The organism is Microbacterium sp. GXF0217, from assembly GCF_054798195.1.
Genome location: NZ_JBSJZG010000001.1, coordinates 232702 through 245670, shown reverse-complemented (window position 1 = coordinate 245670; position 12969 = coordinate 232702). Strand labels below are relative to the sequence as shown.

Sequence of the window (12969 nt, the reverse complement as noted above, 5' to 3'; positions counted from 1 at the left end):
TACGACCTTACCGGGCGGTTCTGGCGCATTAGGGTTGTGGCGTGGCTGTTCTTCCGATTCGCATCATGGGCGATCCCGTCCTGCATTCCCCCGCCGTCGCCGTCGATGAGATCACGGATGAGATCCGCTCACTCGTCGCCGACATGTTCGAGACCATGGATGCCGCGCCCGGCGTCGGTCTCGCCGCTCCCCAGGTGGGCGTCGCGCTGCGGATCTACACCTACGCGTACGTGGACGACGAGGATCGACCATGGCGCGGAGTGCTCATCAATCCCGTGCTCTGGATGAGCCCGCCGGAGCCCGGGTCCCCCGACCCCGATGAGGAGTCCGAAGGCTGCCTGTCCTTCCCGGGCGAGCGGTTCCCGCTGCGCCGAGCCGACCGGGTACTCGTCACCGGCCAGGATCTCGCCGGCGACGAGGTGCGCATCGAGGTGGACGGATGGCGTGCACGGATCATGCAGCACGAGTTCGACCACCTGGACGGCATCCTCTACGTCGATCGGCTCGCCGATGGCGACTGGAAGACCGTGCAGAAGATCGCGCGCAAGCGCGGCTGGGGCAAGCCAGGACGCAGCTGGATGCCAGGGGTCGACGACCTCGAGGCGTGAGGCCGCCGCCGTTCAGAACTTTCATCAGGTCTTCGAAGTTGCATCACAGGTAAGGTCCTGGATAGCGTTCAAGGGCGGCGGGGGCTTCGTTTCTTTCCCGCGCCAAAATCTCTGGAGGGGGAAACCATGATGAAGCTTCGGAAGCGCCGAGCGCTCGCGCTGGCAGGTTCGGCGGTCGCGCTGAGTATCGCACTGACGGGATGCAGCGCGATCACGAGCGTGTTCTCGGGCGATGCGCCGCGCGACGAGGAGACCGGCGAGGTCACCGAGGAGTCGAACATCGACATCTTCGCGCTGAAGGTCGGCGACTGCATGCCGGCGAGCGACGCGACCGGTGAGATGCAGGATGCAGACGTCGTCCCGTGCACCGAGCCGCACGCCGACGAGATCTTCTACGAGTTCGAGCTGCCCGAGGGCGAGTTCCCGAGCGACACCGACATCCAGTCGGCCGTCGAGACCGAGTGCGTCCCGGCGTTCGGCGACTTCGTCGGCCTCGCGTACGCGGATTCCACGCTGGACTTCTGGTGGATCAGCCCGACCGCCGAGAGCTGGGATCAGGCCGATGACCGTCTCGTTCAGTGCGCGATCTACGACCCCGCCGACGACGCGCTGGTCGTCTCGCTCGAGGGCGCCGCGCGCTGACACGCGTTCACAAAGGAGTGAAGGCCCCGCCGATCGGCGGGGCCTTCTTCTGTCTGCGGTCGTTCAGCCGAGCAGCTTGGCCTTGGCGGCGGCGAACTCCTCGTCCGACAGCACGCCGGATTCCTTCAGAGCCGCGAGCTGCTGCAACTGCGCCAGCATGTCGTTGGCCGCCGGTGCCGGCGCGGCAGGGACAGCGGGGGCCGCCGGAGCGGGCTGCGCGTACTGCGACGCGGCCGCCTGCGCCGCCGCATCGATCTGCGCCTGCTGCTGCGCGGCCTCGTACTGCTGCTGCTCGTACTGCGCCTGCGCCTTCTGCTGCTGGTTGCGCGCCATTCCGCCTGAGACGGCGGACGCCGTACCGGCGACCACGGCCGTGCGTGCGGCGAGCCCGATCAGACCGGGGCGTCCGAATCTGCGAAGCGGCATGTCATTCTCCTTCGTTCTCGAGGACGTCCACCATCGCGTTGACGATGGGGGCGGGGACGCGCTCGCTGCGCAGCAGCACGCCACCGGAGGCGTTGAACTGCTCAGCGAGTGCACGGGCGTAGCTCAGTTCGAGCACGACGAGGGCGGCGGAGCCCCCGGGCGGGATCTGCTCCGCCAATTCATCGATGTCCTCGCCGCCGGCGATGCCGGATGCGTGGATCTCGACGCCACCGAGTCCGAGAGCGTCAGCCTCGGCATCCACCTCGATGACCTCGATCTCGCCGTCCTCGGACTTCGCGACGAGCACGAAATCGAGGAGGCGGACGAGACCACTGGCGAGCAGGTCGGTGAGAGCTCCGAGCGTCGCCGGATCGGGACGCTCTCCCTCGAACCCGACGAGGTACAGCTCGACGGGACCGAAACGGAAGTCGGCCATGTGATTCCTTTCTTCGATGGTGCGGATGATGCGAGCGGGTCAGCCGGCATCCGGCGCCGTCGTGATCGCGTTCTGCCGCGGAATCACGACCTGCCGGATGATGATCAGAATGGATGCCGTGATCGGAATCGCCACCAGGGCTCCGAGGAGCCCCATGAGCGTCGCGCCGACCATGGCGCCGATGATGACGAGCACCGCAGGCACGGCGACCGCCTTGCCCATGACGCGCGGGGTGACGAAGTACGCCTCGACCTGGATGTAGATGAAGTACAGCACCAGGAAGATCACCGCCGCCAGCGGGCTGATGAACAGCGCTCCGACCGTGCCGATGAGCAGGAAGATCAACGAGCCGAGCAGCGGGATCAGCGTGATGAAGAACGCCGCGATCGCCATGACCGCCGGAACCGACGACCCGATGATGAGCTGGATGATCAGCACGACGGCGGCATTGATCGTGGAGAGAGTGATGCCGCCGGCGACGACGGATCCCACCGAACCCGTGATCTGCTCGAGCAGGTCGGTGAAGCGTCTGCGCTGATACGCGGGCACGAGATTCGCGATCGTCTGCTTCATCGTGGAGAGCGAGGAGACGAAGTAGAGCGTGAGCACGACGACCATCACGAAGCTCGACACCGCTCCGACGACGCCGAATCCGACGCGCAGCACGCCACCGGAGATCGCGAGGAAGGATGAGATGCTCGTGATCGACTTCAGCCCCTCGGCGATGAGCGCGTCGAGGTCGACGCCGAGATTCGCCTCGAGCGACAGATACCAGTCGCTGGTCTGCATCGCGTCGATCGCTTCCGGCGCCGCCTCGAGCGCGGCGACGAACTGGCGGACCGTCGCGGGGATCACGACCAGCAGGATGATGACCATCAGGGCGAGGAACGACACCGCGACGATCGCGATGCCGATGCCGCGGCGGATCCCCCGGCGCTCCAGTGCCTGGACGGCCGGGTCCAGCCCCAGGGCGAGGAACAGGCCGAGGAAGATCGAGATCAGCACGGTCGAGAGCGAGGCGACCGTCGCGGACAGGGCGATCGCGAAGATCACCCCGAGCGCGACCGTGAATCCCGAGACGAGCGGATGCGCAGGAACGAGCCGCAGCAGCGCCGAACGCCGTGGCTTCATCGTCCCGTCGTCCACGGGTTCCAGCTCGAGTTCGGGATCGCTCACGGACAGAACGCTACCCGCGGGCTGCGGGCGGGCCGTCGCGACTCACCCACGGGAGATGACCTCGCCGGGCGATGAAGGACGCACCGGGACCTCGGTGTCTCTGCGCAGCGCGTCCGCATTGCGGATGAAGAGGATGATCCAGGTGAACACGAGGATTCCGGCGACCAGTTCCACGGCCGTCAGCGTGTAGTAGCCGATGCCGAACAGCACGGCGAGCGTCACGATGACCATGACGAACAGGTATCCGAGCAGCAGGAACGTGCTCGGCATCCCCGGGATCCAGCGCCGCAGCGCGAAGACCAGGATGCTGAACGACACGGCCATCCCACTGGCCACGCCCGTGTGGATCGCGAAGAAGTCGTCGACGTGGAAGACGCCGACGAGCCCGAGGAAGATGCCCACGATCACCAGGCACGTCCGGACTCTGGCGATGCCGCGAGGGTGCGAGGTCGGCACCCGAAGGGTGGCGTAGCGGGCGAGCGTCGTGACGAGGATGCCGGCGACGATCAGCGTCAGGTTGAAGGTCCGGGCCGACAGATCGTCCGTCATGCCCAGAGCGCTCAGGTTCTCCTGCCACCAGTGCGGGTCGCTGGCAGTGAGCATGCTGGTGATGATGCCGAGGCAGAGGAAGGTCGCGAGCACGATCGCAAGCAGCTGCATGTCGAGATGCGTCGCCGACAGGAACGCCACATAGGCCGTGAGCGCGGCAGCGGCACCCGACAGCAGCAGAACGGGGAGCGGGAACACGACGGCGTCCACGAAGCCGTGCGTGAGGATGGTCGCCGTCAGCGTCCATCCGAGCAACGCGATCACCGCGTGCGCGAATCCGAACGCGGCGATGTCGATCACATCCAGCACGCCGATCCGGCCCTGTCTGGTCGGGCGGTCCACGACGAGACGGCCGCCGATGAACGCCACCACCGCGGTCACCGCCGATGCGATCGCCGCGTACTGGCCGACCGACCCTTCCCCCGCGATCGCAGCGGATCCGAAGCCGAACACCGGCAGCGCGATGACGGCCACCAGTACGAAGGAGACAATGGCCATCCAGAGGCCGAGCGTCTCGAGCGATCGCTCCGATGCGGTGCTCTGCGCGCGCGTGGCGGAGAGGGGACTGACTGACGTGCGCGGTGTCGACATGAGATCAGTGTGCCGTACGTCCGGCTAGCATGAGTCGCGACCCGTGGAGCCGCACGCCGTGGCTCCCAGAACCGGAGTGACCGTGGATCTGTCGCAGCTCATCCCGACCAACGTCTCGGTGTGGAGCGTCGTGTTCGCCGTGCTCTCGGTGGTCGCCGGGTGGATCGCATCGCATTTCGCCCGCAAGGGCGTGCTCACCCTCGGCCACCGGGCGGCCGGCCTCTCGGACACGATGGTGGATGTCGCCGCACGGCTCGTGCAGTACGTGCTGATCTTCCTCGGGATCGGCATCGCCCTCGGCTTCCTCGGTGCGAGTATCCAACCGCTGCTGGCCGTCACGATCATCGCAGCCGTCATCATCTTCCTCGTGCTGCGGGGCGTCGCGGACAACTTCGCCGCCGGTGTGCTCGTGCAGTCGCGCCAGCCGGTCAAGCTGGGCGAGGAGATCCTCTTCGAAGGTCCGGACGGCCAGATCTCCGGTGTCGTCAAAGAGCTCAACGGTCGCGCAGTGATCGTCACGACGTCCGACGGTCGCACGGCCCACATCCCGAATCTCCAACTGCTGTCCAACGTCCTCGTCAACGACTCCCGTCACGGCGCCAGGCGAAGCGAGGTGCAGGCGCGCATCGCGAGGACCGACGACCGCGAGCTGGGCACGATCATCGGCCTCCTCACGGACTCCGCCGCCCTCGTCGAGGGAGTGCACGCGCGGGAATCGGTGCGTGCACTCGTCCGGGAGGTCTCGGACGAGCGGTGGATCATCCGGCTGCAGTTCTGGCACCACCCGCTGCACGGCCCCGTCGTGACGTCGGACGTGATCACCGCGGTCGCTGGCGCGTTGAGCGATGCCGGCGTGGCCGGCGTCGTGACGGATGATCCTGCACCGGCGCCGCTCGCCCCACCCGGGAAGCTGTGATGCCTGGCGCGCGGGCTGCGCGGGACACGGGCGGGATCATGACGAGACGAGGAATGCAGTGCTGACGGCGGAGCGGCGGGCGTACCTGCTCGAGACGTTGAGCCGCGACGGGAAGATCGTCGCGAAGACCGTTGCCCTCGAGCTCGGACTCTCGGAGGACAGCATCCGCCGCGACCTGAGGGAGATGGCCGCCGAAGGGCTCTGCCAGCGGGTGTACGGCGGCGCCCTGCCGGTCTCCCCCGCCGTGGTCGGCTACGAGCGTCGCCGCGAGGTGGAGGTCGCGGGCAAGCAGCTCGTCGCGGCCAAAGCCGTCGAGTTCATCGATCAGGGAAGCACCGTCATCCTCGACGGCGGCACGACGGCCCTCGCCGTCGCAGCCCTCCTCCCCGCGTCCTTGCGGTGCACGATCATCACGCACAGCCCGACCGTCGCGGCGGCGCTGATCGAGCATCCGACCGTCGACGTGTTCATCCTCGGCGGCCGACTCTTCAAGCACTCCGCCGTCGCGAGCGGTTCCGCGGCGGTCGAGGCCGCAGAGCGCATCAGCGCGGATGTGTTCCTGCTCGGCGTCACGGGCATCCATCCCGACTCCGGCTTGACGACAGGCGACCCGGACGAGGCGGCGATGAAGCGCGTGCTGGCATCCCGCGCTGCGGAGACGTACGTGCTCGGTTCGTCGGAGAAGATCGGGGCGGCGTCGCCGTTCGGCGTGATCGGCTTCGACGAGACAGCGGGAGTGATCACCGACGCGGACCCGCAGAGCGAGGTGATACGGCACCTGGGCACTCAGGTGCGGGTAATCGACGCACGCTGACGAGCAGGAGGGCACAGCAAAAAGGCCCGGAATCCGAAGGGTTTATTTCTCAACCTCCGCGGAATTCCGGGCCGATCTTGCTCCCCGAGTTGGACTCGAACCAACAACCTGCCGGTTAACAGCCGGCTGCTCTGCCAATTGAGCTATCGAGGATCAGGCATGCTGCCGAAGCAACTCGACTAGCTTAGCAAACGTCCGGCGATGCGAATGACATCGACGGGGGTTTCCGTGCCGCCGGGTGTGTCGCGCTCAGCGACGCGAATCCGCTTCGGCGTTCGGGACCCAGAGCAGATCGTCTCCCACGCCGCGGGCAACGACGTGACCTCCGCGCAGCATGAGCGTCTCCGCCTTGAGCTCACGGATGAACGCGGCATCGTTCGTGACGAGCAGCGCCCCCATCCCCTGCTCCGTCCGGCGGCGCGTGATCGCGTCGAAGACGACCGGACGCACCTCCAGGTCGAGGTTCGCGAGCACCTCGTCGGCGACGAGGACCTTCGGCTCCAGGACGAAAGCTCGGGCGATCGCGACGCGCTGCCGCATGCCCGCGCTCAACTCGTACGGGAACTTGTCGGCTGTGCCGAGCGGCAGGTGCAGTTCATCCAGCAGGGTCGCGATGCGGATGGACAGCGCTTTGGCGTTGACGCGCTTCTCGCGGATGAGAATCGGTTCCGCGATCACCTCGGTCACGGTGAGGCTCGGCGGCAGCGTCGCCCCGGCCCCCTGCGGCACGAAGCCGCTGAGGTAGGTCAGTTCGCGATGACGACGGCCCGGCTTCCGCACGTTGACGCCGCACACGTCTGCCGTGCCGCCGACGATCCGCACCGACGGGTCCGTCGATCCGGCGAGGGCCGCGACGAGCGTCGATTTCCCCGACCCTGTCGGCCCCGCGACGCAGAGCAGCCCACCCGACTGGATCTGGAACGACACGCCGTCGACGGCTCTCGTCGCACCGCCGTGCCCGACCCGGTCGATCACCAGATCCGAGCAGTCGATCACGTTCGGAGAGGGAGACCGGCGAGACATGCGTCCATCCTCCCCCGGCGGCGACGCCCGGCGCCGTTACGACTCGGTGAAACGGCGACGTTCGAGATCGATATCACGCAGCCGCACGCGCAGCGCTCTGCCGCCGTCGGACTCGGCCGGCACGCGCTGCACCGCGCCGAGCAGCTCCTGCTTCTCCTGCTCGAGCCCCCGGACGATCAGTCGGCGCGCGAGGTCGGTCGTCGACGCCACCGCGCCGGTCTCGTCCCGAGCGGGGAACGACGTCATGAGCAGTTCGCCGGCGAGCGAGCGATACGGCTCGCGCACCGAGTTGACGGCATCCATGACCCAGCCGGGCCTGGTCCGGTCGCCGTCGACGATGGACTGCCGCACCGCTTCGAGCGCGGCGTTGCGGAACGGCTGCGCCAACGCGCGTCCGAGCAGCTCCGTATCGACCTGATGCCCGTACTGCAGGGTTCCGATCAGAGCGTCGCGCTCGAGCGCGACCTCGGCCGTCCTCGGCAGGCTCGCGATCGTGACGGCCTCGACCACCGGCGCTGACGAGACCCCATCGGATGCCGTCGCCACCGATTCCCGTCGTGCCGGCGGCTGCGAGACACCGCGCGCGGCGCGCTCGACCTCGGCGTGCACGTCGGTGGGGTCCATGCCGAGCCGGCGCGCGAGCACCCGCTCGTACCCGGGCCGCAGCAGGCGATCGCGGATCTCGGCGACGATCGGCGCCGCCGCGCGCAGAGCCCCGACGCGTCCTTCGACCGTGGCGAGATCGAAGCCGGCGAGTTTGCGGTCGATCGCGAACTCGAACATCGGCTGCTTCGCATCCATGAGGCCGCGCACCGCGGCATCCCCGCGCTGCAGACGCAGATCGCACGGGTCAAGACCGTCCGGCGCGACCGCGACGAATGTCTGCGCGTTGAAGCGATCGTCCTCCGTGAACGCGCGCAGCGCGGCCTTCTGCCCCGCCTCATCACCATCGAACGTGAACACGACCTCGCCGGCGCCCGAATCATCGCCCATGACGCGGCGGAGCACCTTGATGTGGTCGGTGCCGAACGCGGTGCCGCAGGTCGCGATCGCGGTGGTGAGACCGGCCAGGTGGCACGCCATCACATCCGTGTATCCCTCGACGACCACCACACGGCGCGGGTCGCCGCGCGAGATGTCGCGCTTGGCGAGGTCCAGGCCGTAGAGCACCTGCGCCTTCTTGTAGATCGGCGTCTCCGGGGTGTTCAGGTACTTGGGTCCCTGATCGTCGTCGAACAGCTTCCGCGCGCCGAATCCGATCGTCTGCCCTGTGACGTCGCGGATCGGCCAGACCAGCCGCCCGCGGAAACGGTCGTACACACCGCGCTGCCCCTGTGAGAGCAGTCCGGCAGCGAGCAATTCCTCGCGGCTGAAGCCCTGCGCGGTCATGGCCTTCAGCAGGCCGTCCCATCCGCGCGGTGCGAAGCCGACGCCGAAATGTGCTGCGGCTCCCGCGTCGAACCCGCGTTCGCCCAGGAAGCGCCGGCCGGTCTCGGCATCAGCGGTGAGCAACTGCGAGCGGAAGAACTCGGCCGCAGCCGTGTTCGCCGCGTACAACCGGCTGCGCCCGCTCGTCTCGGGAGCGGCGCCGCCGTCCTCGTAGTGCAGCGAGTAGCCGACGCGGCCGGCCAGCCGCTCCACCGCCTCGGTGAAGCTGACGTGATCCATCTCCCGGAGGAACGAGTACACGTCCCCCGATGCCCCGCAGCCGAAGCAGTGGTAGTAGCCCACCTGCGGGCGCACATGGAAGCTCGGGCTCTTCTCATCGTGGAACGGGCAGAGCCCCTTGAGGGATCCGACGCCGGCCGACTTCAGGGCGACGCGCTCCCCCACGATGTCCGCGATGTTGATCCTGGCTTTGACCTCGTCGACGTCCGCCTGACGGATGCGCGGCATCAGCGCGCCCCTTCGACGACCGCCGCTGGTGCCCCGTGCGTACGAGGGCGCGCATGGCGCGGCGACCAGATCCCGACCTCGGCCGGATCGATGTCTCCGACGAGCCGGGAGTGCCAGTCGAGCGCCGTCTGGTCGGTGAGGCTCGCGATCTGGTCGATGACGACCCGTGCGCGGGCGGCATCCGTCTGGGCATCCAGGAAGTCGGCGGCGAAGGCCGGCTCGAGAACGTCCGCACCCGCGGTCCACAGGGTGTCCGTGGACCACAGCGCGTCGGCCAGGCGCTTGAGCACTCTGCGCTGCTCCTTGTAGACCCCGCGACGCGCGTCGATCGTGACGATGGCCTGGCCCATGATGCCCTTGAGCACCGCGATCTCGACCTCGATCACGCGCGGCACGACCACATGCGCGTTGTAGCGCGCGAGCGCGGGACCGCTGTACGCCTCCCGCGTCGCGGATACCGCAGCGCGGGCGAACCGGCCGATCATGTCGCTCGTGAGGTTCTTCAGTCGGGCAAGGTCCCGACGCGAGCGGTCGAACGAGAGCAGCCACATCGGCTGACGAGTGAGGCGGTACAGGCCGTCGGCCAGTTCCTCGCGCGTGTAGTCGTACCCCACCCACTGCTGGACGCGACCGACGAGCGCGTGGTGCTCGGCCGGGTCGGAGAGCTGAGCGACGTCGAGGTAGCCGTTGACGATGGCGTCCTCGAAATCGTGCACCGAGTAGGCGATGTCGTCCGACAGATCCATGATCTCGGCCTCGATGCAGCGCAGGCGCCCTGGCGCCCCTTCGCGCATCCAGCGGAACACGGCCTCGTCCTCGGGGTAGACGCCGAACTTCAGCCGGCCACCAGGGTCGGGAATGGGGCTGTCGACGGTCCAGGGGTACTTGCACGTGGCGTCGAGCGTCGCCCTCGTCAGGTTGAGTCCGACCGAGCGGTCGTCGTCGTCCAGGGTCTTGGCCTCGAGCCGGGTGAGGATGCGCAGCGACTGCGCGTTGCCCTCGAAGCCGCCGATGGGTTCGGCCCACTCGTTGAGCGCCCGTTCGCCGTTGTGTCCGAACGGCGGATGACCCAGATCATGGCTCAGGCACGCCGTGTCGACGACATCGGCCGAGACGCCGAGCGCGATCGCGAGCTCGCGGCCCACCTGGGCGACCTCGAGCGAGTGGGTGAGACGGTTGCGGGCGAAGTCCGCAGTGCTCGCCGGGCTCAGCACCTGCGTCTTGGCCGCGAGTCGGCGGAGGCCGGCCGAGTGCAGCACTCGCGCCCGATCGCGAGCGAAATCATCGCGCTCCGAGCGATGGGTCTCCGCGAAGAAGCGCTCGGTGTCGTGCGCGTCGTAGCCGTCGAGGCGGCCGAGTCGATCCGGTCGCGCGCCTTCTCGCGGGTCAGCCGCCACTGTTCTCGATCTCCGCTCCGCGCAGCATCTGACGAGTGTCGTCGGCGACGTCACGCGAGTCCAGCCATTTGTCGGGAAGCGCCGGCCGCTTGGGGTGACCGGCGCGGCCGCGCTGGCCCTCGGCATCCGCACCGGGATACGGCGCGTCGCGATCGAGCTGGCCGAGCAGCTCGTCCATCTGGGCGAGGCTCTCGACCTTGGCGAGCGCAGTGCGCAGCTCGCCGCCGACGGGATAGCCCTTGAAGTACCAGGACACGTGCTTGCGGATGTCGCGGCACCCGCGGTCCTCATCCTCGAAGAACTCCACCAGCAGGTCGGCGTGGCGACGGAACGCGTCGGCGACGAAGCCGAGGGTCGCGTCGACGGGTCGGGACTCGGCCCCGAAGGCCGCTGCCAGGTCGCCGAACAGCCAGGGCCGACCCAGGCAGCCGCGGCCGACCACGACGCCGTCGCAATCCGTCTCGGCCATCATCCGCACGGCGTCCTCGGCCGACCAGATGTCGCCGTTGCCGAGCACCGGGATGCTGGTGACCGCCTGCTTCAGCTCACCGATGGCGTTCCAGTCCGCATGGCCGGAGTAGAACTCGCTCGCCGTGCGGGCATGCAGCGCGATGGCGGCGACACCGGCATCCTCTGCGGCGCGACCGGCATCGAGGAAGGTGAGGTGGTCCCGGTCGATGCCCTTGCGCATCTTGACCGTCAACGGGATGTCACCTGCCGCCTTCACCGCCTGGTCGACGATGTCTGCGAAGAGCTTCGTCTTCCACGGAAGAGCCGCTCCCCCGCCCTTGCGGGTCACCTTGGGCACGGGGCATCCGAAGTTCAGGTCGATGTGGTCGGCGTGGTCCTCGGCGACGATGATCCGCACGGCCTCGGCGATCGTGGTCGGGTCGACGCCGTAGAGCTGGATCGACCGCGGCGTCTCGGATTCATGATGGCGGATGAGGCGCATGGTGACCTCGTTGCGCTCGACGAGCGCGCGCGACGTGATCATCTCGCTGACGTAGAGGCCTGCGCCGTATTCGCGGCACAGTCGACGGAACGCGGTGTTCGTGATCCCGGCCATGGGCGCGAGGACGACGGGCACGTCGATGTCGATCGGACCGATGCGCAGTGAGCGCGCTGGGGCTGTGGCAAGACTCATATCCCCTCCATTCTCCCACCCTCCGGAGCCGGCATGGCTCAGGCGATCTAGGCTGTGGACTATGACCGATGAGAACCTCCGCCAGATCCCCTTCACGGATGCCGAGGGAAAGACCAGGACCCTCGACGACTACGCGGCCGATGTGGTCCTCGTCGTCAACGTTGCCTCGAAATGCGGCCTGACCCCGCAGTACGAGCAGCTGGAAGAACTGCAGCGCACGTACGGCGACCGCGGCTTCTCGGTCGTGGGCTTCCCGTGCAACCAGTTCATGGGCCAGGAGCCCGGGTCGATCGAGAAGATCCTCGACTTTTGCTCGACGACCTACGGCATCAGCTTCCCGATCAACGACAAGATCAAGGTCAACGGCCGCAACGCCACCGACCTGTACAAGCAGCTGAAGCAGACTCAGGATGCCGGAGGCAAGGCCGGACGTGTCGAGTGGAACTTCGAGAAGTTCCTCGTGGCTCCGGACGGCTCCGTGCAGCGGTTCCGCCCGAAGCAGCGCCCGGACGACCCCGAGATCGTGTCGGCGATCGAGGCGGCCCTCACGCGCTGAGAGCACTTCTCACCGCCTGGAGCGCACGAGGTCGCGCCGAGTGAACGACGTGGTCACGTCGATACGTCGTTCACTCGGCGACGAGCCGTGCGCTCGGTGTTCGTCAGGCCGCGGACTCGTCGCGCTTGGCCCAGAGATCGCGCAGCACGCTCTCGAAGGTGCTCGGCGGCTGCGCGCCCGAGATGCCGTACTGGCCGTCGACGACGAAGAACGGGACGCCCTGGATGCCGTAGGCCTGCGCCTGGGCCTGATCCTGTCGAACGGCGGGGAGGTAGGTCGCGGCCTCGAGCGCCTGTCGGGTCTCGTCGGCATCCAGCCCGACTTCGACCGCCAGCTCGACGAGGTCGTCGATGCGGCCGACGTGCTTGCCCTCGGTGAAGTAGGCGGACATCAGCCGCTCCTCCATCTCGTGCTGGAGCCCCTTGGCCTTCGCGTGATGGAGCAGCTCATGCGCCTTGACGGTGTTGGTGTGCTGCAGCAGGTCGAAGCGGTAGTCCAGGCCCGCATCCTTCGCAACGCCCGTCACGCGCGCCAGCATCTGCTCGACCTGCTCGCGCGGCATCCCCTTGTGTCCCGCGAGGAAGTCGATCTCGTCGCCGTCGAAGTCGACAGGGGTGTCGGGCGACAGCTCGAACGAGTGGAACGTGATGTTCACCTCCGGGGCGTCGTCGTCGCCGGCGACGGCTTCGAGCCCCTTCTCGAGATTGCGCTTGCCGATGTAGCACCACGGGCAGGCGATGTCGGACCAGATGTCGATCGAGATGGGTTCAGTCACACCAGAGTCCAACCCGGTGC

Annotated in this window: 14 protein-coding genes and 1 tRNA gene; 5 read left to right on the top strand and 10 right to left on the bottom strand. The window is 67.9% G+C overall.

Annotated features, from left to right (window positions below):
* Nucleotides 1–41 precede the first annotated feature (41 nt).
* Nucleotides 42–608 carry a peptide deformylase gene (def, locus tag ACWAT3_RS01235; RefSeq protein WP_460795227.1) on the top strand — a complete coding sequence of 189 codons (567 nt, stop codon included), beginning with the start codon at nt 42–44 and terminating at the stop codon, nt 606–608.
* A gap of 126 nt (nt 609–734) precedes the next feature.
* The gene (locus ACWAT3_RS01230; RefSeq protein WP_460795225.1) at nt 735–1250 is read left to right on the top strand and encodes a septum formation family protein; all 516 of its coding nucleotides are present in this window, start codon (nt 735–737) and stop codon (nt 1248–1250) included.
* A gap of 63 nt (nt 1251–1313) precedes the next feature.
* Here ACWAT3_RS01230 and ACWAT3_RS01225 read toward each other — a convergent pair whose 3' ends face one another.
* The 4 genes from ACWAT3_RS01225 to ACWAT3_RS01210 are packed head-to-tail and all read right to left on the bottom strand — an operon-like array spanning nt 1314 to nt 4428.
* Nucleotides 1314–1676 carry an SHOCT domain-containing protein gene (locus ACWAT3_RS01225; RefSeq protein WP_460795223.1) on the bottom strand — a complete coding sequence of 121 codons (363 nt, stop codon included), beginning with the start codon at nt 1674–1676 and terminating at the stop codon, nt 1314–1316.
* A gap of 1 nt (nt 1677) precedes the next feature.
* Nucleotides 1678–2112, bottom strand: a complete 435-nt coding sequence (locus tag ACWAT3_RS01220; protein ID WP_460795222.1) for a DUF6325 family protein — start codon at nt 2110–2112, stop codon at nt 1678–1680.
* A gap of 39 nt (nt 2113–2151) precedes the next feature.
* Entirely contained in the window at nt 2152–3288 is a 1137-nt protein-coding gene (locus ACWAT3_RS01215; RefSeq protein WP_460795220.1) for an AI-2E family transporter, read from the bottom strand.
* A 42-nt stretch (nt 3289–3330) separates the two neighbouring features.
* Nucleotides 3331–4428 (bottom strand): DUF998 domain-containing protein, encoded by a 1098-nt coding sequence (locus ACWAT3_RS01210; protein ID WP_460795218.1) that lies wholly within the window; start codon nt 4426–4428, stop codon nt 3331–3333.
* Between the two features lie 58 nt (nt 4429–4486).
* Between ACWAT3_RS01210 and ACWAT3_RS01205 the strand changes: the two genes are divergently transcribed.
* Both ACWAT3_RS01205 and ACWAT3_RS01200 read left to right on the top strand, forming a co-directional pair.
* Nucleotides 4487–5344 carry a mechanosensitive ion channel family protein gene (locus ACWAT3_RS01205; protein WP_460795217.1) on the top strand — a complete coding sequence of 286 codons (858 nt, stop codon included), beginning with the start codon at nt 4487–4489 and terminating at the stop codon, nt 5342–5344.
* Nucleotides 5345–5402: 58 nt separating this feature from the next.
* Nucleotides 5403–6158 carry a DeoR/GlpR family DNA-binding transcription regulator gene (locus tag ACWAT3_RS01200; RefSeq protein ID WP_460795215.1) on the top strand — a complete coding sequence of 252 codons (756 nt, stop codon included), beginning with the start codon at nt 5403–5405 and terminating at the stop codon, nt 6156–6158.
* 80 nt (nt 6159–6238) lie between these two features.
* On the opposite strand, the gene ACWAT3_RS01195 is transcribed toward ACWAT3_RS01200, so the two are convergent.
* From ACWAT3_RS01195 to dusB, 5 genes are all read right to left on the bottom strand, one after another.
* Nucleotides 6239–6311: transfer RNA gene (locus tag ACWAT3_RS01195), tRNA-Asn, on the bottom strand.
* Between the two features lie 96 nt (nt 6312–6407).
* Entirely contained in the window at nt 6408–7181 is a 774-nt protein-coding gene (locus ACWAT3_RS01190; RefSeq protein WP_460795213.1) for an ATP-binding cassette domain-containing protein, read from the bottom strand.
* 36 nt (nt 7182–7217) lie between these two features.
* On the bottom strand, nt 7218–9077 hold the full coding sequence (gene dnaG / locus ACWAT3_RS01185) for a DNA primase (RefSeq protein ID WP_460795212.1): 1860 nt from the start codon (nt 9075–9077) through the stop codon (nt 7218–7220).
* Complete coding sequence (locus ACWAT3_RS01180; RefSeq protein ID WP_460795210.1) at nt 9077–10474, bottom strand: deoxyguanosinetriphosphate triphosphohydrolase; 1398 nt, start codon at nt 10472–10474, stop codon at nt 9077–9079. The genes dnaG and ACWAT3_RS01180 overlap by 1 nt, the downstream gene beginning before the upstream one ends.
* The gene (dusB, locus tag ACWAT3_RS01175) at nt 10464–11618 is read right to left on the bottom strand and encodes a tRNA dihydrouridine synthase DusB (RefSeq protein ID WP_460795208.1); all 1155 of its coding nucleotides are present in this window, start codon (nt 11616–11618) and stop codon (nt 10464–10466) included. Before dusB ends, ACWAT3_RS01180 begins: the two co-directional genes overlap by 11 nt.
* A 61-nt stretch (nt 11619–11679) precedes the next feature.
* On the opposite strand from dusB, the gene ACWAT3_RS01170 reads away from it, so the two are divergent.
* Nucleotides 11680–12174 carry a glutathione peroxidase gene (locus ACWAT3_RS01170; RefSeq protein ID WP_460795206.1) on the top strand — a complete coding sequence of 165 codons (495 nt, stop codon included), beginning with the start codon at nt 11680–11682 and terminating at the stop codon, nt 12172–12174.
* Between the two features lie 103 nt (nt 12175–12277).
* On the opposite strand, the gene ACWAT3_RS01165 is transcribed toward ACWAT3_RS01170, so the two are convergent.
* On the bottom strand, nt 12278–12949 hold the full coding sequence (locus ACWAT3_RS01165) for a DsbA family oxidoreductase (RefSeq protein WP_460795204.1): 672 nt from the start codon (nt 12947–12949) through the stop codon (nt 12278–12280).
* Nucleotides 12950–12969 lie beyond the last annotated feature (20 nt).